The organism is Microbacterium sp. 05N427, from assembly GCF_056397105.1.
The window spans coordinates 86,335-111,196 of record NZ_JBFTMT010000007.1; the positions used below are offsets into that span (position 1 = coordinate 86,335).

Here is a 24,862-nt window from a genome sequence, read left to right on the forward strand (position 1 = left end):
TGGTATCGAAGGAGATCCGTGAGCGAGACGACGGCGTTGCCCACTGTGGCGGGACCGATCCTCGAGATGCGCAGCATCACGAAGGAGTTCCCGGGCGTGAAGGCCCTCTCGGAAGTGTCGATCACCGTTCGCACCGGCGAGGTGCACGCCATCTGCGGCGAGAACGGCGCCGGCAAGTCCACCCTCATGAAGGTGCTGTCCGGGGTGTACCCGTACGGCAGCTACGACGGCGAGATCTTGCTCTACGGGCAGGAGCAGCGGTTCAAGGACATCGCGGCGAGCGAGCATGCCGGAATCGTGATCATCCACCAGGAGCTCGCGCTGATCCCCGAGCTCTCGATCGCCGAGAACATCTTCCTCGGCAACGAGATCCGTCGCGGCCCGCGCATCGACTGGACCGCGCAGAAGCAGCGCACGGTCGAGCTCCTCGCCCGCGTCGGTCTCCGCGAGGACCCCGACGTCGCCGTCAAGCACCTCGGCGTCGGCAAGCAGCAGCTCATCGAGATCGCCAAGGCGCTCAACAAGGACGTCAAGCTGCTCATCCTCGACGAGCCGACGGCGGCGCTGAACGAGAACGACTCGCAGCACCTGCTCGATCTGATCCTGGGGCTGAAGGCCAAGGGGATCACCTCGATCATCATCAGCCACAAGCTCAACGAGATCGAGCAGATCGCCGATGAGATCACGATCATCCGCGACGGACGCACGGTCGAGACCCTCGACGTCGGACGCGGCGAGATCAACGAGGACCGCATCATCCGCGGAATGGTCGGCCGTTCGCTCGAGAGTCGCTACCCCGACCGCACCCCGGAGATCGGCGATGTGTTCTTCGAGGTCAAGGACTGGTGGGTGCGGCACCCCTCGGTGGCCGAGCGCATGGTCGTCAAGGGCTCCAGCATCCAGGTGCGCCGCGGTGAGGTCGTCGGCATCGCGGGGCTCATGGGCGCCGGCCGCACCGAGTTCGCGATGAGCATCTTCGGGCGCTCCTACGGCCAGTACCTCTCCGGCACCATCGTCAAGGACGGTCGCGAGATCACCCTTCCCGACGTCAGAAGCGCGATCCGGCACGGTCTCGCCTACGTCAGCGAGGACCGCAAGGTGCTGGGCCTCAACCTGCTCGACACGATCAAGCGCTCGATCGTCTCGGCCAAGCTCTCCAAGATCGCCCGCAACGGCGTCGTCAACGACATCGAGGAGGCGAAGGTCGCGGAGCGCTACCGCAAGTCCCTGCGGATCAAGACCCCGACCGTCGACCAGGGCGTCGGCACGCTCTCCGGCGGCAACCAGCAGAAGGTCGTGCTGGCGAAGTGGATGTTCACGGATCCGGATCTGCTGATCCTGGACGAGCCCACGCGCGGCATCGACGTCGGCGCCAAGTACGAGATCTACGGCATCATCAACGAACTCGCCGCGCAGGGCAAAGGCGTCATCGTCATCTCCAGCGAGCTGCCGGAGCTGCTCGGCATGTCCGACCGCATCTACACCGTGTTCGAGGGGCGGGTCACCGACTGCCTCCCGGCATCCGAAGCAACCCCGGAGGCGCTCATGCGCAGCATGACCTCCCTTACCCAGAAAGCCTCCGCATGAGCACCACGACCACCCCGACCCCTCCGACGACGACGCCGGCTCCGGAGGAGGGCTTCCGCTTCCGCGACATCTCCAAGATGATGGGCGGCGGTCAATCCACGCTCCGCCAGTTCGGCATCCTCGGATCCCTGGTCGTGATCATCATCATCTTCCAGGTCTGGACCGGCGGGCTGACGCTGTCGCCCGGCAACCTGATCAACGTCGTCAACCAGTACTCCTACATCCTGATCCTCGCGATCGGCATGGTGATGGTCATCATCATGGGTCACATCGACCTGTCGGTCGGCTCGGTCGCCGCTTTCGTCGGCATCGTCGTCGCCAAGTCGATGGCCGACTGGCATTTCCCCTGGTGGGCGGCAATCCTGCTGGGTCTCGGGCTCGGCGTGCTCGTCGGCGCATGGCAGGGCTTCTGGGTCGCCTTCGTCGGGGTGCCCGCGTTCATCGTGACCCTGGCCGGCATGCTGTTCTTCCGCGGCGCGAACCAGTGGGTCGGCCAGTCCACCTCTGTCGCGGTCCCCGCTGACTTCCAGTACATCGGCGCCGGCTACCTGCCTGAGCTGCCGATCCCGGTTCCGTTCAACTTCCTCACCATGCTGCTCGCGGTCCTGGCCGTGGTGTGGGTCGTCGTGTTCGAGGGCTTCCTGCGGCGCTCGCAGCGCAAGGCCGGCACCGACGTCGCGCCGGTATGGGTGAGTGCTGTGAAGGTCGTCATCCTGTCCGCCCTGATCCTGGTGGCGGGCTGGCTGTTCGCCACCGGTCGTCCTGGCACGAGCTTCCCGGTCTCCGGCGTGATCCTGCTGGTGCTCGTCATCGTCTACACGTTCGTCACCCGCAACACCGTGTTCGGTCGTCACCTGTACGCGGTCGGCGGCAACCGCCAGGCCGCCCGCCTGAGCGGTGTGAAGGACCGCTGGACCGACTTCTTCGTGATGATGAACATGTCGGTGCTCGCCTCGGTCGCTGCGATGATCTACGTCGCCCGCGCCACCGCCTCGGGTCCTCAGGACGGCAACGGCTGGGAGCTCGACGCGATCGCCGCGGTGTTCATCGGCGGTGCGGCGGTCTCCGGCGGCATCGGCACCGTGATCGGATCCATCATCGGTGGTCTGGTGATGGCCTTCCTCAACAACGGCATGGCCCTCCTCGGCTTCGGCGCCGACGTGGTCTCGATGGTCAAGGGCCTCGTGCTGCTGCTCGCCGTCGCGGTCGACGTCTGGAACAAACAGCAGGGCCGGCCCTCGCTCACCGGCTTCATCACCCGTCGTTTCTCCCGCGCGGAGGAACCCTTCGCCACCACCGCTCCCGGCACCGCGAGCGGCAAGTAAAAGAGGTCCGCGCCGCTCGCGGCACGATCCTGCATTCACCTGAGATGCACACATCAAGAGAGAAAGAGATCCCAATGAAGAAGATCCTCCTTTCGGCAACAGCGATCGTCGTCGCGGGTGCCTTCGCCCTCACCGGCTGCTCGTCCGAGCGCGGCGGAACCCCCGCCTCGAGCGGCGCGGCCGCGAAGGGCTTCGCCGCCGACGCCAAGATCGGTGTCGCCCTGCCGGACAAGACCAGTGAGAACTGGGTGCTCGCGGGCAAGCTGTTCACCGACGGTCTGACCAAGGCGGGCTTCAAGCCCGACGTGCAGTACGCGCCGGCCAGCAACACGGTCGCCGAGCAGCAGAACCAGATCCAGGCCATGGTCACCGGCGGTGCGAAGGTCATCATCATCGGCGCGAAGGACGGCAAGCAGCTGTCCACCCAGGTCAAGGCCGCGCACGACGCCGGCGCGACCGTGATCGCCTACGACCGTCTGATCGAGAACACGGACGCGGTGGACTACTACGTCGCGTTCGACAACTTCAAGGTCGGCCAGCTGCAGGGCCAGGCGCTGCTCGACGGCCTCGCCAAGCGTGCGGGCCACCCGGCGCCGTACAACATCGAGCTGTTCTCCGGGTCCGCGGACGACGCGAACTCGGCGGTCTTCTTCAAGGGCGCGATGGACGTGCTGGAGCCGAAGATCAAGGACGGCACGCTCAAGGTCGTCTCGGGTCAGACCGAGATCACCCAGACGGCGACCGACGGCTGGAAGGCGGAGAACGCGCAGCGCCGTATGGACTCGCTGCTCACCTCCAGCTACAGCTCGGCCACGCTCGACGGCGTGCTGAGCCCGAACGACACCCTCGCCCGCGCCATCATCACCTCGGTGCAGCAGGCCGGCAAGACCGTCCCCGTCGTCACCGGTCAGGACTCCGAGGTCGAGTCCGTCAAGTCGATCATGGAGGGCGTGCAGTACTCCACGATCAACAAGGACACCACGCTGCTCGTCGCCCAGGCGATCAAGATGGCCCAGGAGCTGCAGAAGGGCGACAAGGTCGACGTCAACGACACCAAGTCGTACAACAACGGCGTCAAGGTCGTTCCGTCGTTCCTGCTCGCGCCGGTCATCGTGACCAAGGACAACGCCGCCGAGGCGTACGCCAACGTCCCGACCCTGCTCGACGTCGTGAAGTCCTACAAGTAAGCAAGGACTTCAGGGAGGGGGCACTGATCGAGGCTGTAGGCGCACGCGAGATTCTCGACTCCCGTGGCAACCCGACCGTCGAGGTGGAGGTGCTCCTCGACGACGGCATCGTGCAGCGCGCCGCCGTCCCCTCCGGTGCATCCACCGGCGCGTTCGAGGCGTACGAGCTGCGCGACGGCGACAAGAGCCGTTACGGCGGCAAGGGCGTCCTGAAGGCCGTCGAGGCCGTCATCGACGAGYTGGGCCCCGCCATCGAGGGCGTCGAGGCGAGCGAGCAGCGCGTGATCGACGAGATCCTCATCGAGGTCGACGGCACGGAGAACAAGAGCCGCGTGGGTGCGAACGCGATCCTGGGCGTGAGCCTCGCGGTCGCCAAGGCCGCCGCGGACTCGTCCGACCTGCCGCTGTTCCGTTACCTGGGCGGCCCGAACGCGCACCTGCTGCCCGTTCCGCTCTTCAACGTCATCAACGGCGGCTCGCACGCCGACAACGGCATCGACATGCAGGAGTTCTTCCTCGCCCCGATCGGCGCCGACAGCTTCTCCGAGGCGCTGCGCTGGGGCACCGAGGTCTACCACGTGCTCAAGGGCGAGCTGAAGGCGGCCGGCTTCGCGACCGGTCTCGGCGACGAGGGCGGCTTCGCCCCCGACCTGCCCAGCAACCGCGAGGGCCTGGAGTTCCTGGTCAAGGCGATCGAGAAGGCCGGCTTCACGCCGGGCACCGACATCGCGCTGGGTCTCGACGCCGCGGCCACCGAGTTCTTCAACGAGGGCGTGTACCGCCTCGACGACAAGGACTGGGACGCCGCGTCGCTCACCGACTACTACGTGGGCCTGGTCAAGGACTTCCCGATCGTCACGATCGAGGACGCCCTCGCCGAGGACGACTGGGACGGCTGGAAGGGCCTCACCGAGAAGCTCGGATCCCAGATCCAGCTCGTCGGCGACGACCTGTTCGTGACCAACCCCGAGCGCCTGCAGAAGGGCATCGACCTGGGCGTCGCGAACTCGCTGCTGGTGAAGGTGAACCAGATCGGGACGCTGTCCGAGACCCTCGACGCGATCAGCCTCGCGCACCGCTCGGGCTACACCACGATGCTCTCGCACCGCTCCGGCGAGACCGAGGACACCACGATCGCCGACCTCGTCGTCGCCGTGAACTCGGGCCAGATCAAGAGCGGCGCGCCCGCTCGGTCGGAGCGCGTCGCGAAGTACAATCAGCTTCTGCGCATCGAGGAGGAGCTGGGCGACGCGGCGGTCTTCGCCGGGCGTTCCGCCTTCCCGCGCTTCAAGGGCTGAGCAGCACACGACCGCATCGCCGGTCTGGTCATCGGCCCGAGGCCGCTGACGAACACGGAGGAGGAGTCATGACACCACGTCGGACTCCTCCTTCGTCGTCTGCGTCCGCGGCGCCGTCGAACGGCGCCGCGGGGCGCTCCGCGCGCGCGGTCGATGTGCGCGACTGGGTCGGAGGCATCCGGCTCAGCGGGTTCATGGTGATCATGCTCTCGCTCGTGGTCCTCGGTGCGTGGGTGCTCGTGCCCACGCTCGGCACGTACCTCGACCAGAGGCAGCGGATCGCCGCGCTGGAGCATTCCGTGCAGGTCACGCAGAAGCAGATCGACGCCCTCACCGCGGAGCGCGAGCGCTGGAACGATCCGGCCTACATCACCGCCCAGGCGCGGGAACGGCTGTTCTACGTCAAGCCGGGCGAGGTCGTCTACCTCATCAACAACGACATCGATCCCGCCGCGCAGCCCGTCGAGCAGGGGCCCGTCAGCGACACCGTGCAGGAGAAGTCCTCGGACTGGGCGAGTCAGCTGCTGCGCAGCGTGACCAGCGCGGGCCTCGCCAAGACCGCAGCGGGATCGGGCGCGCGCTGAGGCGTCGCGCAGGCGGACCCCGTACCCTGGAGGGGTGACCACGCCCCCCTTCGCCCCGCCCACCGACGCCGAGATCGCGGTCGTCTCCGCACAGCTCGGCCGTGAGGCCAGGGGAGTCGTCGGCATCGCCGCGCGCTGCGCCTGCGGCAATCCCACGGTCGTCGCGACGCTGCCGCGGCTGGCCGACGGGTCGCCGTTCCCGACGTTCTACTACCTCACGCACCCGGCCGCTGCGGCCGCGATGTCGACTCTCGAGGCCGAGCACGTGATGCCGGAGCTCGCCGAGCTGCTGGACGACGAGGACATCGCCGCCGCGTACCTGCGGGCGCATCAGGCGTATCTGGCCGACCGCGCGCAGTACGGCGACGTCCCGGAGATCGCCGGGGTATCCGCGGGCGGCATGCCCGCACGCGTGAAGTGCCTGCACGCGCTGGCCGGCCACGCGCTGGCCGCGGGGGAGGGCGTCAACCCCGTCGGCGATGAGGCGCTGCGCCGCGCCCGCTGGTCGCCCGAGCGCTGCGAGTGCGTCGAGCCTGGAGCCGCGCGGGCGCGCTGATCCGAGTCCGATGACCTCGCCGACCACACGCCCTCCGAACGCACGGCGGATCAGATCCGTCGTGGCGGTGCTCGCGCTCGCGCTCGCGGCGCCGCTCGTGATCGGGGCGACGCCGACGCCGTCCCCGAGCGCGGATCCCCAGCGCGCCGCGGAGTACTGGCTCGAGGGCGCCCACGTCGACGCGGCGTGGAAGACCACACGCGGCGCGGGCGTCACGATCGCGGTCATTGACACGGGCATCGCCAGGGGCCCCGCGCAGTTCGACGGCGCCGTCACGGACGGCACCGACGTCTCCGGCATCGGATCCGAGGACGGACGCACTCCGCTCGGTCCGCTCGACAGCGATCACGGATCCCGGGTCGCCTCGCTCGCTGCGGGCAGGCCCAACGCCGACGGCACGGGCATGATCGGCGTCGCGCCCGACGCGAAGCTGCTCTCGATCTCGCTCGGCTTCGGCACCACGGCCCCCGTGCCCTTCGCGAAGCAGGTGGCGGAGGCGATGAAGTGGGCGGTCGACCACGGCGCGAACGTGATCAACCTGTCCTTCACCACCAACACCCTGGAATGGGATTCCAGCTGGGACGACGCGTTCCTCTACGCCTTCCAGCACGACGTGGTGGTCGTGGTGGCGGCGGGCAACCGCGGCAGCGGCACGGCCATGGTCGGCGCCCCTGCCACGATCCCCGGCGTGCTCGCGGTCGGGGGAGTGGATCAGCGCGGCATCGCCAGTCGGGCCGCATCCACGCAGGGCATCTCGATCGCCGTCTCGGCGCCCAGCGAGTCGCTGCTCGGCGTCGACGCGAACGGATCGATCGAGACCTGGAACGGCACGAGCGGCGCGGCCCCGATCGTGGCCGGCGTGGTCGCCCTGGTGCGCGCCGCCCATCCTGACATGGACGCGAACAACGTGATCAACCAGATCATCCAGACCGCGCGTCCCGCCCCGCAGGCGACCGCGCACCCCGACCCGCTGTACGGCTACGGCCTCATCGACGCGGCCGCAGCGGTGTCCGCGACGCTGCCGTCGGTGGACAAGAACCCGCTCGGCGACCTGTCGGACTGGATCCGGCTGCACCGCAGGGCGCAGGCTCCCGAGCCCGCGCAGCCGACGTCGACGCCGGTCGCGATCCCGCCGCTTCCGCACGCGGATGCGCCCACGCGGGCCACCTCGCCGCTGATCCCCAGCCCGGATTCGCTGCTGTACGGTACCCTGCCGCTCACAGCCCTCACGGTGCCTGGTATCCTGATAGCGCTTGGCGTCACCGCAGCTGCCCGGCGCATCCGTTCGGCGCGCGCACCTGCACGCCAAAATCCCGATGACTGAGGAGTTAGCCTCCGTGACTGAGAGCACCGTGGCAAAGAGCACTGCCGCGCCCAAGATCCTGATCGTGGGTGGTGGTTACGCCGGTTTCTACACCGCGTGGAAGCTCGAGAAGCACCTCCGCAAGGGTGAGGCCGAGGTCACGATGGTAGATCCGCTGCCATACATGACCTACCAGCCCTTCCTGCCGGAGGTCGCCGCCGGATCGATCGAGCCGCGGCACGCGGTCGTCGCGCACCGCCGCCACCTTTCGCGTACGAATGTGGTGACGGCCAAGATCACCGGCATCGATCACGCCAACAAGGTCGCCACGATCGCGCCGGCCATGGGCGAGCCGTACGAGTTCGCGTACGACCAGATCGTCGTGACTGCCGGCGCCGTCTCGCGCACCTTCCCGATCCCCGGAATCGCCGACAACGCGATCGGGCTGAAGACGATCGAAGAGGCTGTCGCCGTGCGTGACAAGCTGCTGTCGAACTTCGACAAGGCCGCCTCCATCCCGGCCGGACCCGAGCGGGACCGCCTGCTCACGGTCGTCGTCGTCGGTGGCGGCTTCGCCGGCATCGAGGCGTTCGCCGAGCTCCGCTCCTTCGCCTCGTCGCTCATCGCGAAGTACCCGCAGCTGTCGTTCGACGACACGCACTTCCACCTCATCGAGGCGATGGGCCGGATCATGCCCGAGGTCTCGCTGAAGACCAGCGAGTGGGTGCTGAAGGATCTCGCCAAGCGCGGTGCGAACGTGCACCTGGACACTCAGGTCAAGGGCGCCGTCGACGGCAACGTCGAGCTGTCCACCGGCGAGGTCATCCCGTCCGACCTCATCGTCTGGACCGCCGGCGTCATGGCCAACCCCACCGTCGTGCGCGGCGGCGACCTCCCGGTCGAGGAGCGCGGGCGCATCCAGACCCGCGCCGACCTGCGTGTGGGCACCCCCGACGCCTTCGTCGAGGGTGCATGGGCGGCCGGCGACGTCTCGGCCGTCCCCGACCTGTCCGGCGGCGGCGTCGGCGGCATGTGCGTGCCGAACGCTCAGCACGCCGTGCGCCAGGCCAAGCTGCTCGCGAAGAACCTGGTCGCGGTGCTGCGCGGTGAGACTCCCAAGGACTACTTCCACAAGAACCTCGGCGCCGTGGCCGGCCTCGGCCTCTACARCGGCGTGTTCCAGTCCGGCAACCTCGCGCTCAAGGGCTTCGTGGCGTGGATCGCGCACCGCGGCTACCACGGCCTCGCGATGCCGTCGTGGGAGCGCAAGTGGCGCGTGCTGTGGGGCTGGTGGAACAACCTCTGGCTCGGCCGCGACATCGTCGGCATCGAGGCTCTGCAGTCGCCGCGCGCGGTGTTCGAGGAGTTCGCCGCGCGTCCGCGTCCCGCTGCGGACGCCGCGCCGGCGCCCGCTCCCGAGAAAGCCAAGGAGCCGGTCGGCGCCGCCAAGTAACGAAGACCTCCCAGAACGCCCCCGGATCCCCGCCCAGAGCGAGGATCCGGGGGCGTTCGCGGTTCACGGCTCGAATCGACGCCGGTGCTATGGTGGCGCGCGAACGCCGCGCTCGGAACCGGAGGCACCCATGTCGCAGGAACGCATCCACGTCGACCCGCTGCACCGCCGGGCCGGATCGGGGCTCTTCGTCGACAAGTACCGGATCCCGGACCGGGGCATGGCGTATCCGGACGCGCTGACGTCGCTGCTGCCGGACCGATCGACCGGCCCGGGCTTCCGGCACTGAGGGTGAACCGATGAACGTCGTCGTCCTGTACCGTCTGCGCGACGGGGTCGATCGCGCCCGGCTCCTCGAGGTCTTCCCGCGTCACCAGGCGTACTACCGAGCCTTCCATGAAGCGGGCGGCGGTCTGATCGCGCTCGGACCGTTCTCGACGCCGGACCCCGCTGCCGGCTCCATGGGCGTGTTCTCGTCGCGCGAGGCCGCCGAGCGCTTCATCGCCGCCGACCCGTTCGCGACCGAGGGACTCGCGGATCCGCGGATCGTGGACTGGAACGCCGTCTGGCTGGAGCCCGGTCCCGACGCTGGTGCATCGGAGGAACCGTGACCGACCTCGAGACGATCGCGGCGGACTTGTACGCCGGGCCGCACGGAGACTTCGTGTCTTCCCGGAACGCGCGCGCGAAAGAATCGGAGGACGCCGATCTCGCCGCGCGCATCAGGGCGCTGCGCAAGCCGAGCGTCTCCGCCTGGGTCGTGAACGTGTTCGCCCGTGAGCGCGCGCAGCAGCTCGGCGAAGCGCTGCGTCTGGCGGACGAGCTCAGGGAGGCGCAGGCCGACGTCGATGCGGTGACGCTCGCGCGCCTCACCCGCGAACGCCGCGCCCTCACGAATCGGCTCGCGGCCGACGCCGCCGCGCTGGCGACGGCACGCGGGGAGAGGGTCACCGCCGCGACCCTCGAAGCCGTCCAGCAGACGATCACGGCCGCGTTCTTCGACGCGAGCGCAGCCGCGGCCGTCGCATCCGGCCGACTCGTGCACGAGCTCGAACCGGCCGCCGAGTTCCCCCTCGACCTAGACTCGGTCGTCGGAGGCGGCGCGCCGCACTCGCCCGAGGCGCCATCTGCGCCCGTGGACGAGGTGAGGGCGCGGCGCGAGCTGAGGAAGGCTCAGAGCGCGCTCCATGACGCCGAGCAGGCGCACGCGCGCGCCGGCCGGGACCTCGCTGCGGCGGACCGCGATGTGCGGGACGCTGCGAATCGCTCCGCACAGGCGGAAGCCCGGATCGCCCGACTCGAAGCCGAGCTGTCCGCGGCCCGGACGGCCGTCAGTGCCGTGCGCGATGAGGTGACGACCGCAGAGTCTCGCCAGGCGCAGGCCGCCGAGGATGTCGCGACGACCGAGAAGGCGGCGGAGGCAGCGCGACGCGCCCTGGACCGGCTGACCGGCGACTCGGCCTGATCTCAATACTCCTGGAACGCGGATCCCTGAGCGCGCTGCGCGGCACCGGCCTGAGCGTTCAGCCCTTCGCACCAGCTCGGGTACACCCGGAATCCGCGCTTGCCAAGGCGCTTGACCGAAGTGATGCCGAGCTCTGCGAGGTGCGCGCTCGTGAACCGGAACACACCGCGGCGGCCCTGCTGCTCCACGAAGACGCAGAGCCCTGCGGTGAGGTCGTCATCAGCGAAGGGCGCGGTGGTTCCGCCGGCATCCCGCTGCCAGAAGGCGACGAAGGCGCCCGGCTTGGTCGGAGTGTTCCGTGCGGTCCGGATGTGCCATGTCTCGTCGCCGATTCGAGCGACCCCCGACTCGTAGTCGCTGTTCTGCGCGGCCGGAGTCACCGCAACAGGTATCCGCCGGACGGCCGCATAGGTCTCGAACGCAGGGAATCCCATGCTGCCAAGGTATCGCGTGCGATCCAGGAGCCTCGATCGCCCCGGAACCCTGCCGGAGAGCATGGATCGCCCCTCCGTCGCAATATATTGAAAAGTGTGCAGCAAMTGAAGCAGCGGAAATCGACACGGCGACCGATCCTGACGGCGCTCGCCGTCGCGCTCCTCGCGGGGGGAGGCATCGTCCTGCCGTGGAACGCCGCATCGGCGACCGTCCCGCCGACCGCGTCGCAGACGCTCGCGCAGCAGATCCTCGGCAGCGGAAGGCTCACGGGCAATCCCGAGCCGATGGCGCAGATTCGCGGCTACGCGAACGGTGCGATGCTCTCGCATGTGATCGGCGGCCAGACGCGCGATTGCAGCGTCGATCCCGTGATCCTCCAGGCGCTCAAGACCGTCATCGTCGACCGCAAGTTCACTCTGCACGTCGCCTCCCTGAACAGGTTCTGCACCGGCGAGCTCAGTGCGATCGGCACCAGCAGCTATCACTGGCGCACCGGCGGCGGGCACGCCGTCGACATCTCTCGCGTCAACGGCGTGTGGTCGACCGGCAACACCCCGCAGGATCTCGCGCTGATCAATTCGATGTTCACGGCGCTTCCGGCGCCCGCCGGTCTCGGCCAGTACCAGTGCCGTCCCCGCACGACCGTCCCTCCGCAGTGGACGATGTTCGACGACTCCTGCGATCACAATCACTTCGAGTACCGCGGCGGCTCGCAGACGCCGAACGGCCCGTTCGACCTCAATGGCGACATGAGGTCGGATCTGCTCGGTGTGCGCAACGACGGCTACCTCGTCGAGTACCTGAGCTACGGTCCGAACGGCACTACGGGATTGACGAGCAACACCCTGGGCAGCGGCTGGGATACGACCACCGCGATCGTGCACGGCGACTTCAACGGCGACGGTGCCGGAGATCTCCTTCAGACCCGCACGAACGGAAGCCTGTACTTCTACGGGGGCGACGCCTCGAGCCATTACTCGGGGACCCAGGTCGGATCCGGATGGACTTCCTCCTACAGTCTTCTCACCGGGGGAGTGGACTTCACCGGTGACGGAGACCCCGATCTCGTCACCCGAGGGCCCGATGCCGCGCTCTACGCCTATCCCGGTCTGGGCAACGGCAGGTTCGGCTCTCCCGTGAAGATCGGTGTCGGCTGGGGCGGGATGACGGCGCTGATCGCCGGCGACTTCGACGGCGACGGACGCGGAGATTTGATCGCCCGGGATACGACCGGCGTGCTGTGGGGCTACTTCGGTACGTCCTACGGATTCGCCGCCCCGCAGAAGATCGGCTGGGGCTGGAACATGTTCTCGACGCTCACCGGCGGCGGTGACTACGACGGGGACGGCAACGCCGACATCGTCGGCCGCAACGGCACCGACYAGACGCTCTGGCTCTACCGTGGGAGCGGGTGGGGCACGGTCGCCTCGAGCCAGCAGATCGGCAACGGCTGGGGCGGATTCCGTTTCATCAGCTGATCGGCGCGGCGATGCGCCCATCGTGCCCCCGCTGGGATTCGAACCCAGACTGAAGCGATACTGGGCGCTGTCTAACCAGCTCTCATCAGGGCTAACGATCCGCATGATTCCGGGGTTTGGTTAGACCCGGTTGGAGCCAACAAGATGGGCAATTCGACGAGTAAACGATGGATCTGGTTCACGCAGCCGCTTCCCACCGGACCCGCTTTGGCGTGTACCCGGTCACACGGTGAGCCGTCACCGGGTCCGCCGCCTGCCCTTCACGGCTCGCCGCGGCCCGCTCGAGCAGCACCACATACCGCGGGGGAGTGATCCCGAGCTGGTTCCGGATCCGCATCTCCTTGTTGCTGGACCATCCGGGATCGGCGGCTTCGAAGGCGAGGAGTTCGGCGGGAGTCATGGGGAGATGCTCGCACCAACCACGGACATAGAACGCATGTTCGATTCGGTTTAGACTTCCGGGATGGGAACGAGTCAGCGTGAGGCCGAAGCGGCAGCTGACCACTTCCTGCTCAAGATCGCCCGCGAGAACCCGCTCCAGACGCTCACGGAGAAGGAACTCGATCTGGATGTGACGCCGGTGACGATCTACCCGAAACCAGTTCGGGCGAAGGCGTGGGTCCGATTCGGGGCTATCCCGCATCACACGGAGTGCTGGATTCATCGGACGACGACGAACGCAGCCGGGATCTCGTTCACGATCCGTGACAAGACGTTCCGGTGCTGGGTGTGGGGCAATGCCGTGTCTGTAAACGACGAAAAACCCCCGCCGCCGGCGTGATGCCGGGGCGGGGGTTCTGGGCGTTGTTCAGCTGTTGGTGTTGGCGACGGCGAGAGCACCGATACCGATGCCTGCGTAAGCGGCGACAGCCTGCGCGCCGACGACGATCTCCGGCAGGGGGTGACCGGTGCCGAGGAAGTACGCGGCGACACCGCCGACGACGAACGCGCCGATCGCGTACGCGCCGTAGACGATCTTGCGGGCAGTGGGGTTGGTGATGACGCGGCCGAGGGGCGGCTGCTCAGGGGTGGGGTTGCTCATGAGAGCTCCTTTCAAGGGGTTGGTGCGGGTGTGGGAACGCACGCGATGATCTGCTGATGGGTGGGCTTGTCGGTTTCAGTCGCGGCGGCGTCGACCCAGAGGAGAGTTGACGTGAAGCCGTCGGGGCAAGTTGGGCCCGCGGCACCGGGCGCACCCTGGGGTCCGGCAGGCCCGGGCACGGTTGAGTCCGCGCCAGGAGACCCCTGTGGGCCCGGTTCGCCCTGGATGGACTGCCCGTCCTGACCGGGAGCCCCCGGGGCGCCTGGAGCCCCCGGATCGCCCTTGTCGCCCTTGATAGACAGGCCAGGGCCTCCGGGGTCTCCCTTGTCGCCCTTCGGCCCCTGATCGCCCTTAGCTCCCGGCGTCGGTGCGACCTGCGATGGCGGCTGTCCCTTCGGGTGGACACCCTCGTCGAGCAGCTGCACGTACAGCTTCTGCGCGTTCGACTGAGATGCGGCGAGCTGATCGCGTAGCTCCTGGGTCGTCACGGCCAGCCATACCGCGCCAGCGAACGCGGCCACAGCGACGAGACTGATCACCGTGACCGTTGCGATTCGCCATACTCGCCCGCTATCGCGGGTGGGTTTCGGGTCGGTCATACAGGAATTCCTCTCAAGATCAGCGCGCCAACGAGACCGATCACTCCGGTGAGGAGGGCGAGAATGATCCCGAAGTTCTGTCTTGAGCGGGTCGTCCGCTGCTCGGTCTGTTCGGTTTCGCGTGCTTTGCGACGTTCGTCCTGTGCCTGTTCAAGGTCACGGATTCGGGCGTCCTGCCTGTCGTCCTTCTCCTTCTGGGCCTGCTGATAGATCGCCAACGTCGCCTGCGTGACCATGCCAGCAACCGCCGAATCGACGGACTTTCGTAGCGACTCGATCGCGCGCATCAGCTCCCACCCGGAGGGCTCAGGTTCAGTCACAGGCGTCACCCTCTCAGGTCAGTTGCGGGCGACGATCACGCGAGTCCGCTGATGCGCGCCTGCAGACGCCCGATCGCGCCCTCATCGGTGACAAGTGGGCCGGCGACGAGGTTGGTCGCGCCGATGTACTCGGCAGCGAACTTCCCGCCGCCCATGTTGAACACGGCGTAGCAGCCTCCGCGCCGCGCGCCGGACTTGCCCTGGATGTTGATGAAGTTCATTTCGTCCTCCTCAGGACTCGTGGTGCTGTCTTTGCCGGGAACGCCGATCTGCGGATCCCAGTCGATGATGTGCCAGGGCTCCCAGTCGAAAAACCCCGGCTCGAAGCCGTGCTTGCGGCATATCGCGTACCAGTCGGCACGGTTGAGCGACTCGTACCCGCCGGCGTCGATCGCGAGGGACGCCTGCCCGTTCCGGGGGCTGCCCCACTGGATGTATACACCGCCGTGAGACGACGTCCCCGGGTTGGCTGCGTCCTGTGGGCGCCCCTCGTTGATCGCCCGCTGCTTCGCGTACTCCTGGTTCGCGAGCGGGCGGTAAGCGTTGTAGCCGGGAACGATCCAGATCGTCACCCCGTAGGTGTCGTAGACGTCCTTCTTCAACGCCAGCCATCGGGCGCACGTCGCGTTCGACAGCCAGGCGTCGTCGTTCTCCTGCCCCGGTACTCGGATGAGCACCGACAGTGGGATCTCGCCATTCGCGTAAGCAGCCATATCGGCTCCTCCTTTCCGGAGATGCAACCGGCCCGCCTCGGGCGAGAGTGGGCCGGTTGGGGTAGAAGACAACAACAAAGGGTGATCGGCGCGCTGTCGGGGCACTCTTGTGTACAGGAATTAGACTGTAAACATGGATGCTCTCGCTCAGCTGGTCGCACTGCGTATCGCGTGGGATCAGCGCGCCATCTTGGTTCAAGAGGCGCGAAGACAGGGAGCGACGTGGGATCAGATCGTGGACGCAACTGGACTTTCGCGCATGACGGTCATCACCCTGTACAACCGAATTGCGTCTAGTGATTAGACGATTGATCGTGTACGGTGGCGTCCATGAACAAGAAGCTGCTCGTCACCGGGCTCAGCACGGTGGGCGCCGCGGTCGTGATCGCAGGGCTGATCGTGTTCGGGGTGACGGCGCAGGGCGCAGGGGGCGCGCCAGAACCGACTCCGGTCACGGAGACCGAGACGCCGTCGCCTACCCCGACTGTGCCACCGACAGCCACCCCGACACCGACGGTCGCTCCCGCCCCGGTTCTTCCTTCGACACCAGCAGAGCCGGCACCTGCACCAGACGACGCGACAACGCCGACGGATACCCAGCAGAGCGCGCCGGAGCCAGCAGACCCGCCCGCCGAGCCGCAACCTGCGCCGGCGCCCGAGCCAATTCGATGCCCGGCGGGGTCCCAGGCAAACAGCGGTGACAGTGGCAACGACACCTCGTGTCTGCCAGTGATCTGCTTCACGATCACCCTGCCAGATCCAAACCACCCGGAGTGTGACCGCCCGTTCGCACCCTAAAGACCGGCTGTGTCGAGTCGGGCGGTCAACTGCTCGATGAGATGCTGTTGCGACTGCACCGCGGCGATCAGCGGGACCACAAGCTGCCCGTAGTTGATCGTGTACGCCTCACCCACCGGGATGACGACCTCTTGGTCGTCGACGCGGATCGGTTCCCCGTCGGTGCCGCGCATGATGAGCGGTTCACCTTCGACGACAGGCGCCACGTCCGGGCCGAACCCGGCCTGCTGCACTTCGCGGGCGAGGAGGAACACCTTCGGAGCCGATGCTGGGTCATCCCAGACATACCGCCCCCAATAGGGCGTCAGATCGAAGATCCCGGAGTCCTCAAGAGGCTGCAGGTCGGTCTTCACCCGCTCGGACGATGCCGAGTAGCCGATCTGGAACGTGACACCGTCGATCCATGCGCCCTTGTAGCTTGTCACCACCGAGTAGTTGTATGACGGCTGCGACTTCAACGGAGAACCGTTCGAGGACACCTGTCCACTGGACGAAACATCGCTCGAGGCCGTCACGGTGGTCGGCGAGATCCCGCCGGGGGACGCGATCTTCGAATCGATCTGCGTTTTCGTGTACGAGTTCGCGCTGATCGCCGCAGTCACCGTCGTGTTGATATTCGCGATCGCCTCCTGCACCTGCGCCACGAGAGAGTTCAAGCTCGTGCCCGTTGGGGCCTCCAGCTCGGCGAGACGTTCCGCGAGCCGCTGCAGTTCTGCGACGACCTCGCCGTACTCGCCTAGCGGCGGTGAGAAGTATCCACCGGCCATCAGATCACCGCCTGTGTCGTAACTGCCACTTTGAGCCCCTTCGCATCCCCCGACATCGCCGTGATGCGACGCTGATTGGGAGAGCCCTCGAACAGGTATGGGTCGCCGGCGTTGTACTCCTGCCGAGTGCGGATCTGATAGGTGGAGGGCGATGCGTTCGGCGCGCCAGTCCAGCTGTACAGCTCCAGGTCAGTTTGCCCGGATGATCCACCGGATCCGTCGAAGTACGGCCCCGGGGCGGAGACACCCACTTCGATGAGCGCTTCGTCCACGTAGAAGGTGACCGCTTGAGGGGTGGATCGCGTGCGGATCAACATGTACGGTGATGTGCTCGCGGCGATGGCGTTCGGCACGGAGATGAGCTGCCACGCCCCCGTGCCGGTGAAACTGACTGTAGGGCTGACTCCGCCGGTGCCGACGGTGTTCGCGATGACCTCCATGGTCGCGCCAGCCGGTGCGAACACCTGCACGGACGCGCACCAGGGGTTGCCGACCGCCATGCCCGGGACCACGGTAGGTGTCACGAACACGCCTTCGGCGACGACAGATCCAGGGGTGACGACCTGCATGGAGGCCGTACCTCGGTGTGCCTGCGTGGTGGCTCGGGTGGCTACCGCGGCGTTCTGGACCGACCATCCGGCAACGTCCGTCTCGAAGCTGGGGTTCTTGCACCAGTTCGTTACCGGGTCCTGCCAGGGGGTGTACGCCGCGGACCCGTAGTCGCCCATCGTGAGCGTGCAGAAGTCTCCTTCCCAGTACGCGCCGAGGAACGGCTGACGGTTGGCCTCCACGGCGAAGGACCACAGGTCAGCCGCGGAACGCCCGAGGAGTGTCGCCTCGGCGGTGTAGCCGTCGAGGGTCGCCTGCTGGGACACGCTCGAGTGCGAGGAGTCCAGTGTCTCGAACATCGCGTAGCCGAGATCCGTCAGGGTGCTGTCCGTGGCACGGGACACCAGCACTGTGTCGGCGGAACGGCCGGCGGCCGCCCACGACGTCGAGGAGAGGTGTGTCGCATCGATGTCGACCTGAAATGCCGAGACCGGAGAATCCGGAACGTCCAGTGCCCATTCGAACACCGTTGGCGATGCGAGAAGCGGGCTCGCGTCGGTGCCCGTCTGCATGACCCACTGGATGCCCAGCATGTCCGCAGTGAACTGCGGCGAGAACCGAATATCGGGGCCCCCCTCGACCTGAGACAGCTGCGACAGGACGGTGCCGAGGTTCTTGAAATCGGCACCCTCGAAGTTCCGTTCGCGGGTGCCGACTCGGTCTGCTTCGAACAGCACAGGGACGTTCCCGCCGGTCCATGCCTGCGCCTGCTGCACCCATCGCTTCGCGATCGTCCCGTACTCAAGGCCCGTGAGGTAGGTAGCGACAGTCGGGTTCGGCTTCGTCTTCCCGGCGGCGGTAATGTCTGGGACGATGAACTGGTCGGTGGCGATCGTCGCAGCGGCGAGCGGGAGCACGAACCGGTGATCGAAGTACGACCACATTCCCAGGGCACCCAGCGTGAGGGTCTTCTCATCACGGTTATATCCGTGGGTCCAGATCGGACCCGCGGCGAGGATCGTGTCGCCGGCGGCGCAAGCGAGCACGGTACGCCCTGGAGCCATCGTCTGGCGAGGCTTCAGAGCGATAGTCGCCGGGTCGCGCATGTCGAGCTTCGCCGTCAGCACCTCCGGCTTGTTGATCGACCGCGCCCAGGACGACGTATCCATGACCTGCACGTCGGCAATGTCGCGGCCCGTGAGCAGGTCAGCGATGAACCACCGCATCAGTCCATAGTCCAAGACAGGCCAGAGAGTGGCAGAACCATGCCCGCGACCATCGCGCCGGAACCGTATCCCGCGGCGACTTGGAGGACTCCGGACGACAAGAACAACTCCCAGATGCTGCCGTTGCTCGCGACGGTCGTACCGATCGGGCGGATACTTGTGGTAGGTGGGGCGAAGGGCGAAGGCACAGTCAGAATGTTGGCTGGGCTGAACCCGGCTGCAGAGGTGACACCGCCGTACATCGTGACGATGTTGCCCTGCCGAACGCACCGCGGCTGGTAAGGCGAAGGGGAGGTTCCCGTTGCCGCCCAATTCGTTCCGATCGTCGTGATGTTTCCGGAGGTGATCGTGGAGGCGGCGACCCAGGCGCCACTCTGTCGCACCCACAGGACGCCAGTGTCGATCTGCGCCGCGAGGGAACCATCCGCGGGGGCCCAGGTGCTGAGTTCCGTGCTGTTCCGAACGGGAAGCACGCCACCCTCAGCGACCGTGAACTGAGCGGTCTGGGTGATCGTGACACCGACCGCGTTCGTCGCGGCCACTCCAGCCGGCACCTGAACGGTGGCAAGTTCAAGAGCACCGGTGGGCAGCGTCCCGCGAGCCGCGGCAAACGACACGGTCGATAGTGCGGCACCCAACAGAGGCAAGTTGTTGGCATCGGTGCCCGGCGCGGTCTGCTCGTTCTGTTTCGAGTACACGACGTAGTAATTCGTCCCCGACGCTGGCGATATGAGGACAGCGGGGAGCTGCATGGTCCCATCGTTCGCGATCAGGATCGGGCCGCCAAACTGCACAGCGAGCCCCTGGAACGCCGCGATGTTGACGTTCATATCCGAACGTGCCGTCACGATTGGGGACAGGTTCGTCGGGAAAACGCCGGCGCGGGCCACACCGGAAGTGTTTCCCTCGACGAGGCCCGCGAGAACGATACGTGCGTCGGTAGTTGACGTCACGCCGGTAGGCCCGGGCCACGAGTTCCGAAGCGTCATGAGGTGCCTTTCAGTTCGCGGGAGCCCACGTGACCGTGAGCGTAGGGGTGCCCGTCTGCGCACCGAGGGGGTTGAACTGGACGATCGACTGGCCGAACGCGGGGATCTGAAACCCGTCCCAATCCCGGCGGGTCACGAACCCGGTGATGTCATTCGTCGGCGTATCGAGGTACACGCGTCCGACCGATGCGTCGAACACGGCGTTGGAGCCGACCGGGATGAGGCGGTTCAGCACCAGCCGTGATCCGGTTGTGATCTCTACGAGTTCCACACCGGCATCGAGACCACCGGCAATTGTGAGAGTCATCGGCGTCGCCTGGCTGCCGACGTTCGCAGCGGTCACACGCCCACTGTTGCCTGGCGTGCCCCACGGGGCAGGCCAGACCTGGGGCCAGGGCTGTCCTGTGCCGGCCGTGGGGACGCCAACGGCAGCCGACTGGGTTGCCCCGTACATCAGGGGGTCCGTCGCGATCATTATCACTTCGAACTCGAGGATGCTCGCGCCCGGGTTCGGGACGGGCGTGAAGCGGCGAATTGAAACCTTCCGGTTCGATACCCCGAGCTCGTCAGTCACCGTTGCCGTGACCGACTTCCCAGTGCCGAGCGCGGACCGCAACAAGGCGAGCTGCGAAGCCCAACCTGCCCCTCGGACGCGTCCGTTCGCGGTCAGCGGGAGCGCGGAGCGATAGTCGCGATCGATGCCGAACGCGCCATTGTTCGATGGTCGTTCTCGAACGTCGGACTTCGAGTCGGAGATCGAGTACCAGTCCTGAAAGAACTGTCCGTCGATCTGGATGACGTTGTCGGCGTGCTGGTTGACGCCGAACATGATGATCCCTGCGATCGTCACCGAAGAGGTCACTTCTTCACCCCCGCGAGAGCTCGCTTCAGATCTCCGCCGACGATTCGTCCGAGAACCGCAGGGTCTTCCTGCTGGACGCCGGCGACCTGGACGGTCACATAGATATCGCCACCCGACACTGCTGCCGTCGCAGGCTGCGTGACTCCCGCGATACGTGCCGCCTGACCCGCGACCTGCCCTGCGGAGTCGTTCCGGTTGATCGCCTTCAGCATGGACCGCCACCGGCCCGCCTGCCCTGCGGTGTTCGAGACGACCTCTTCGCCGTTCGCGAGCCGGTACATACCGGCCGTGTCGGACCATGCAGACCCGTTGCCGCGGACTGTGCCGCCAGTGATGCCATATGCGGCACCAGGGACGTTCGCGGTCCCGCCATATGCGTATGCGGTGGACTTGCCCAACTGGCCGGCGACCTGCGCGTACTGGCCCTGCACCGACGTGACGATTGTGACGACCCGGCCATCGTTGCGATTGATGAACGAGTCGATCACGCCCTGCGCCGCGCTCGTGTTCGCAGTCACGTTCGCAGTCGTGTTCGGTGGGATGAGACCAAGCTTGTTTGCCAGGTTCTCTGCATCCCCCGCCGCCATCCCCGCGCCGATCGCAGCGTTCACGAACTGGTCATGAGCGGTCCGCATCTTCGCGGCGATGTCAGTGGTCGAAGCTCCCGCCTTCTGCTGCGCGTCCTCTACTGACAAAGCCGCACCAGCGAGGTCGTACAACGCGCCCATATTGCGCTGCCCGGCTTCGGTCGTGGTGTTGAAGTTCCCCGCGGCTTCCTTCAGTGTCGCATTCGTCTGCGTCAGGGTCTCCTGGTAGTGGAGATCAGCCTGGGCGTTCCCCAACGACGCCTGGGCGAGCGCATTCAGCGCGTCCACCGAATGCTCAGCGGCCGTGCCGATACCACGGGCAGACTCTGCCAGGCGATCAGCGGCAGGGCGAGCAGCCTGCATGCCAGCCCGCGCTGCTTCAACAGCAGGGCCGATCTTGCCGGTCGCAATCGCGAGGAGGTTCGCATCCGAAGCGGCAATGCCCATCCCTGTCGCGGTCTGCGCCAGGGCGTCGTGAAACTCTGGGCCGAGGCGCTTAAGGAACTCGCCAGCCTGTGCATTGTTCATGCCCTTAGCGAGCATGTTGAACTGCTCCACGGTTCGGGACATGTCGATTGTCGACAGGTTCGACATCGCTTTCCCGATGTCACCAATGCGGTCCAACGCCGCAGTCTGACCGAGAGACAGGTTCAGGTCGGTCCACGCCACGGAAGCGTCGTCCATCAGCTTCGGCAGGTTCTTGAGATCATCCATGCCGTCGCCGCGGATGAGGTTCTCTACACCGTGACCTTGAGCGGCCTTCGCGAACACCTCTGCGGAATTTGTTGCTGTCTTCAGCGCGTTCGCCAGGTCAGCGGTGGACGCAACACCCGCCTCATTCGCCATCGAGAGTGCGGTAAGAGCGGCAGTTGCGATAACGGCGGCGGCACCGAAACGTCCGACAGCGCCAGCCACGCCGGTAGCGGCACCACTGGCCGTTGACAGCGCACTGGTGACTCCGGAGATTACCGCAGGCACAGACTTCCACAACATGAATGCTGCGTAGCCAGAGATCGCGGCAGCGGCAATCACCGTCAGCACGGGGACGGGAATCGCGTTGATCGCATTCGCGAGCCCGTCGAGCACGCCGAGAACAACGGTCCCGATCGGCGCGGTCGCTTCCGCAATATGGAGGATCGCGGACACGAGGGACCCGATGGTGCCGATCACCTGCGGGAGCACCGACTGTGCATACGATGCGAACTTCTGCAGGCCACCGTTCGACGCCCACGAAGCGAACCCGTTCGCCATGTCCTGAACGACACCAGCGCCCTGCACGAACAACGGATTGAGAACGTGAAGGGCAGTGATCGCACCCTGCAACGCAGAAACCCCAGCGGTGCCGAGGATCCGGGTGAACCCCGCAACCTCAGAGTTCAGTTGCGGCATCGACGCGTTGATGAGCGCGACGGAACGCTGGAACGAGGACAGCAGGCCGGACGAGGCGGTCGCCGCGAGGGCAGACATGTCCGTCTTGAGAGTCTTCAATCCCGCAGACCACTCCGCACCGGCCTGGGTGCCCTGCTTCACCGCCTGGACAGCACCGATGATGCCGAGAACACCGGCTGCACCGAGACCGCCGAGACCGCCAGCGATGCCGAGCAGTGCACCAGTCAGTGGGGCAGCGACAGCGGTGAGACCCACTACTGCGGCGATGATCAACTGGGTGCGGGCGTTCGCCCGCCCTGCAGCGTTCCCGGCGTTATCGGTGGCCTTCGCAGCAACCTCTTCCGCGGCAGCCTGCTTCAGGGCAGCGTTCGCGGCTTCCTGCTGCGACTCCTTGAGTGCTTCCTCCGCGGCGGTAGCCCGGATGTTGGCCTTCTCCAGGCGGTCCAGTGCCTCCGAAGCGGCAAGTTCCGCGGCGGCCATCGTGGAAGCCTTGGCGCGGCCGGACTCCTGTGCCTCGGAAAGTCGCAGCTGCGCGACGCGGGCCTTCTCATAGGCGACATCCGCGGCCCGGTTGGCGGCAGCGACCTTCGCCTGCGCGGCAGACACGTCGTTGGCGGAGCGCTTGACCCGTTCGCCGGCTGTTGCAGCGGACTGGCCCATAGCCTTCGCCGCAACATCGACTGCAGCCATGGAGGCCTGCGCCTTGCCGGTGTTCGCATCAACATCGACAGTCGGGTGCTCCTGCCCCAGGGACCGGGCGGCCTGCTTGACGGTCTCGAGGGCTTCGAGCGCCTTAGCGATCGCGATATCGACTTTGCCGTCGATCGATCCGACTGTCGTAGTGGACAAGGCCGCCTCCTACTGTTCGGGTTCCGGTGCGAACCGGCGGTGCAGGCGGGTGTCGGGGGAGGAGAGGAGGCCGAGGCAGCGGATAGCGAACCATCTCCAGGAGCAGGTTCGGATCCGCGCCTCAAGGTCGATGCCGTACGTCTCTTGGAAGTCGGCTTCGATGAGCGCCCACGCCTCGAACAGCTGCGCCCAGGTGACGGGGTTCGACGGGGCGGTGACGGTAGAGGGGACGTCCTCGTACCACTCGTAGAGCCCGGTTACGGGGTCTTGCTCGCCGCGGCCGTGACTTTCGACCGCCTTGCTGCCCTGTTCGGCTTCGGAGCGTTCTCCTGGATCGCTTTTGGGTCGCCACCGGTCTTCCACATGGTCTCGGCCATGGCGCGTCCGTACTTGAAGTCGGCGAGTGCTGTCTGTGCGGCGCGGGTGATCGCTGCGGCGGGCACGTTGTCGGTGTGCATCTCGTCGAACTGGTCCCCGAGGACGAGGCGGAAGAACACCTCATCGGAGAGCTTCTCGGCACCATCGACGATGCCGTTGATCTTCGTGCCGGCGTCGAACGAGACCGGCGGGATCGTGTATTTCTTCCCGTTGATGGGGAGGACGAGCGGTTCGTACAGCTCGTTGAAGTCGGTGAAATCTGACACTGGGGTTCTCCTTCGCTGGGTTTGCTGTGTGACCCCCACCGCCCCGACCCAGTAACGGGGCGGTGGGGGCGTCTCGGGTCAGGCGCCTCGCGTGTACGCGGTGGCGGCAGAAGCGCCGATCGGGTTCGTGACCGTGACGGTCGTCGCGCCCGCGGTTCCGGCGGGGACGATCATGACGATCTGGCTGTCCGACTGGACGATGTAGCTGGTTGCATTCGTCGCGCCGACCTTCACGCTCGCGGCACCGGTCGTACCGGTGAAGCCGGTGCCGATAACCGTGAGCATCGTGCCGACCGACGCACCCGACGCGGGGCTGAAGCTGAGGAGCAGCGGCACTGCCGCGGCGGCGTACGGGTTCGTGATCGCGGAGACCACGCCGTCAGCAGTGAACGTGATCGTGACCTCGTCGAGGTCCGCAACACCGGACTTCGACTGGTTCCAGTCGACGAGCGCGTACATGGTGAACGCTTCGGTGCCACCGTTGCGGTCGTACCAGCGGACGTAGACGCGGGCCGCGGTGCCGAACTGGAACCGCGTGTTATCGACGAGATCCTGCCCGGGGTCCGACGGGATACCGGCGGTGGTGGGGCGGAGGACCTTCGCGACGAGCTTGCCGCCGGTCATCGTCTTCTCGAACGAGTTGAACCCGTTCGTGTCGTACGTGTCCGCGGGCTGCAGGGTCGCGTTCTCGCTGGGCGTGAGATCGTTGATGCCCTTCAGGTTGACCCAGGTGATGTTGTCGACGGAGACGTCGACCTTGAAACGGCGTGCGAATGCACTGGGCATGATGCCTCCATGTGGTTAGGGGTTGGTCACCCCCACGTGGGGGCGGAGAGTGCACCGGTTGGTGCGTCCCG

At 66.8% G+C, this 24,862-nt stretch carries 26 protein-coding genes; 14 read left to right on the forward strand and 12 right to left on the reverse strand.

From position 1 onward, the window contains the following. The first annotated feature begins 66 nt into the window (after positions 1–66). The 11 genes from mmsA (at position 67) to AC1DG4_RS08475 (ending at position 10,758) form a co-directional block, all read left to right on the forward strand. On the forward strand, positions 67–1,587 hold the full coding sequence (gene mmsA, locus AC1DG4_RS08425) for a multiple monosaccharide ABC transporter ATP-binding protein (protein ID WP_477377348.1): 1,521 nt from the start codon (positions 67–69) through the stop codon (positions 1,585–1,587). After that, the gene (gene mmsB, locus AC1DG4_RS08430) at positions 1,584–2,912 is read left to right on the forward strand and encodes a multiple monosaccharide ABC transporter permease (protein WP_477376855.1); all 1,329 of its coding nucleotides are present in this window, start codon (positions 1,584–1,586) and stop codon (positions 2,910–2,912) included. The genes mmsA and mmsB overlap by 4 nt, the downstream gene beginning before the upstream one ends. A gap of 74 nt (positions 2,913–2,986) precedes the next feature. Next, positions 2,987–4,099, forward strand: coding sequence for a substrate-binding domain-containing protein (locus AC1DG4_RS08435; protein WP_477376857.1), 1,113 nt, complete (start codon positions 2,987–2,989; stop codon positions 4,097–4,099). Positions 4,100–4,122: 23 nt separating this feature from the next. Next, positions 4,123–5,397 (forward strand): phosphopyruvate hydratase, encoded by a 1,275-nt coding sequence (eno, locus tag AC1DG4_RS08440; protein WP_477421203.1) that lies wholly within the window; start codon positions 4,123–4,125, stop codon positions 5,395–5,397. A gap of 68 nt (positions 5,398–5,465) precedes the next feature. After that, positions 5,466–5,981, forward strand: coding sequence for an FtsB family cell division protein (locus AC1DG4_RS08445; RefSeq protein ID WP_477376861.1), 516 nt, complete (start codon positions 5,466–5,468; stop codon positions 5,979–5,981). A 34-nt stretch (positions 5,982–6,015) separates the two neighbouring features. After that, positions 6,016–6,537: a DUF501 domain-containing protein gene (locus AC1DG4_RS08450; RefSeq protein ID WP_477376863.1), complete on the forward strand. Its 522-nt coding sequence runs from the start codon at positions 6,016–6,018 to the stop codon at positions 6,535–6,537. A 10-nt stretch (positions 6,538–6,547) separates the two neighbouring features. Further along, positions 6,548–7,861 (forward strand): S8 family serine peptidase, encoded by a 1,314-nt coding sequence (locus tag AC1DG4_RS08455; RefSeq protein ID WP_477376864.1) that lies wholly within the window; start codon positions 6,548–6,550, stop codon positions 7,859–7,861. A gap of 13 nt (positions 7,862–7,874) precedes the next feature. Beyond that, on the forward strand, positions 7,875–9,293 hold the full coding sequence (locus tag AC1DG4_RS08460) for an NAD(P)/FAD-dependent oxidoreductase (RefSeq protein WP_477421181.1): 1,419 nt from the start codon (positions 7,875–7,877) through the stop codon (positions 9,291–9,293). Positions 9,294–9,423: 130 nt separating this feature from the next. Then, the gene (locus tag AC1DG4_RS08465; RefSeq protein ID WP_477376867.1) at positions 9,424–9,582 is read left to right on the forward strand and encodes a hypothetical protein; all 159 of its coding nucleotides are present in this window, start codon (positions 9,424–9,426) and stop codon (positions 9,580–9,582) included. A gap of 10 nt (positions 9,583–9,592) precedes the next feature. Next, positions 9,593–9,904 carry a YciI family protein gene (locus tag AC1DG4_RS08470; RefSeq protein ID WP_477376869.1) on the forward strand — a complete coding sequence of 104 codons (312 nt, stop codon included), beginning with the start codon at positions 9,593–9,595 and terminating at the stop codon, positions 9,902–9,904. Beyond that, positions 9,901–10,758: a transposase gene (locus AC1DG4_RS08475; protein WP_477376871.1), complete on the forward strand. Its 858-nt coding sequence runs from the start codon at positions 9,901–9,903 to the stop codon at positions 10,756–10,758. The genes AC1DG4_RS08470 and AC1DG4_RS08475 overlap by 4 nt, the downstream gene beginning before the upstream one ends. Positions 10,759–10,760: 2 nt before the next feature. Here the strand turns inward: AC1DG4_RS08475 and AC1DG4_RS08480 are convergent, their stop codons facing one another. Continuing rightward, positions 10,761–11,192 (reverse strand): MepB family protein, encoded by a 432-nt coding sequence (locus AC1DG4_RS08480; protein WP_477376873.1) that lies wholly within the window; start codon positions 11,190–11,192, stop codon positions 10,761–10,763. Positions 11,193–11,288: 96 nt separating this feature from the next. Here AC1DG4_RS08480 and AC1DG4_RS08485 point away from each other — a divergent pair, with 96 nt between their 5' ends. Beyond that, positions 11,289–12,671, forward strand: coding sequence for an FG-GAP repeat domain-containing protein (locus AC1DG4_RS08485; RefSeq protein ID WP_477421182.1), 1,383 nt, complete (start codon positions 11,289–11,291; stop codon positions 12,669–12,671). Between the two features lie 178 nt (positions 12,672–12,849). Here AC1DG4_RS08485 and AC1DG4_RS08490 read toward each other — a convergent pair whose 3' ends face one another. Continuing rightward, positions 12,850–13,071 carry a DUF3263 domain-containing protein gene (locus AC1DG4_RS08490; RefSeq protein WP_477376877.1) on the reverse strand — a complete coding sequence of 74 codons (222 nt, stop codon included), beginning with the start codon at positions 13,069–13,071 and terminating at the stop codon, positions 12,850–12,852. A 63-nt stretch (positions 13,072–13,134) separates the two neighbouring features. Here AC1DG4_RS08490 and AC1DG4_RS08495 point away from each other — a divergent pair, with 63 nt between their 5' ends. Next, complete coding sequence (locus AC1DG4_RS08495) at positions 13,135–13,452, forward strand: hypothetical protein (protein WP_477376879.1); 318 nt, start codon at positions 13,135–13,137, stop codon at positions 13,450–13,452. A gap of 27 nt (positions 13,453–13,479) precedes the next feature. Here AC1DG4_RS08495 and AC1DG4_RS08500 read toward each other — a convergent pair whose 3' ends face one another. The 3 genes from AC1DG4_RS08500 to AC1DG4_RS08510 all read right to left on the reverse strand — a co-directional run bounded on the left by AC1DG4_RS08500 (position 13,480) and on the right by AC1DG4_RS08510 (position 15,345). Continuing rightward, positions 13,480–13,713, reverse strand: a complete 234-nt coding sequence (locus AC1DG4_RS08500; RefSeq protein WP_477376881.1) for a hypothetical protein — start codon at positions 13,711–13,713, stop codon at positions 13,480–13,482. A 595-nt stretch (positions 13,714–14,308) separates the two neighbouring features. Further along, on the reverse strand, positions 14,309–14,632 hold the full coding sequence (locus AC1DG4_RS08505; protein ID WP_477376883.1) for a hypothetical protein: 324 nt from the start codon (positions 14,630–14,632) through the stop codon (positions 14,309–14,311). 35 nt (positions 14,633–14,667) lie between these two features. Further along, entirely contained in the window at positions 14,668–15,345 is a 678-nt protein-coding gene (locus tag AC1DG4_RS08510; protein ID WP_477420206.1) for a M15 family metallopeptidase domain-containing protein, read from the reverse strand. Positions 15,346–15,478: 133 nt separating this feature from the next. On the opposite strand from AC1DG4_RS08510, the gene AC1DG4_RS08515 reads away from it, so the two are divergent. Beyond that, positions 15,479–15,649, forward strand: coding sequence for a hypothetical protein (locus AC1DG4_RS08515; RefSeq protein ID WP_477376887.1), 171 nt, complete (start codon positions 15,479–15,481; stop codon positions 15,647–15,649). Between the two features lie 490 nt (positions 15,650–16,139). Here AC1DG4_RS08515 and AC1DG4_RS08520 read toward each other — a convergent pair whose 3' ends face one another. The 7 genes from AC1DG4_RS08520 to AC1DG4_RS08550 all read right to left on the reverse strand — a co-directional run bounded on the left by AC1DG4_RS08520 (position 16,140) and on the right by AC1DG4_RS08550 (position 24,791). After that, a complete protein-coding gene (locus AC1DG4_RS08520; protein ID WP_477376889.1) occupies positions 16,140–16,787 on the reverse strand; it encodes a hypothetical protein in 648 nt (215 codons plus the stop codon). A gap of 122 nt (positions 16,788–16,909) precedes the next feature. Further along, entirely contained in the window at positions 16,910–18,685 is a 1,776-nt protein-coding gene (locus AC1DG4_RS08525; RefSeq protein ID WP_477376891.1) for a hypothetical protein, read from the reverse strand. Continuing rightward, a complete protein-coding gene (locus AC1DG4_RS08530) occupies positions 18,685–19,674 on the reverse strand; it encodes a hypothetical protein (RefSeq protein ID WP_477376893.1) in 990 nt (329 codons plus the stop codon). The genes AC1DG4_RS08525 and AC1DG4_RS08530 overlap by 1 nt, the downstream gene beginning before the upstream one ends. A 10-nt stretch (positions 19,675–19,684) precedes the next feature. Next, positions 19,685–20,536, reverse strand: a complete 852-nt coding sequence (locus AC1DG4_RS08535; protein ID WP_477420208.1) for a phage tail family protein — start codon at positions 20,534–20,536, stop codon at positions 19,685–19,687. Then, a complete protein-coding gene (locus AC1DG4_RS08540) occupies positions 20,533–23,361 on the reverse strand; it encodes a hypothetical protein (protein ID WP_477376897.1) in 2,829 nt (942 codons plus the stop codon). Before AC1DG4_RS08540 ends, AC1DG4_RS08535 begins: the two co-directional genes overlap by 4 nt. 257 nt (positions 23,362–23,618) lie before the next feature. Further along, positions 23,619–24,005: a DUF7426 family protein gene (locus AC1DG4_RS08545; RefSeq protein WP_477376899.1), complete on the reverse strand. Its 387-nt coding sequence runs from the start codon at positions 24,003–24,005 to the stop codon at positions 23,619–23,621. Between the two features lie 78 nt (positions 24,006–24,083). After that, positions 24,084–24,791 (reverse strand): phage tail tube protein, encoded by a 708-nt coding sequence (locus tag AC1DG4_RS08550; RefSeq protein ID WP_477376900.1) that lies wholly within the window; start codon positions 24,789–24,791, stop codon positions 24,084–24,086. Positions 24,792–24,862: the final 71 nt, after the last annotated feature.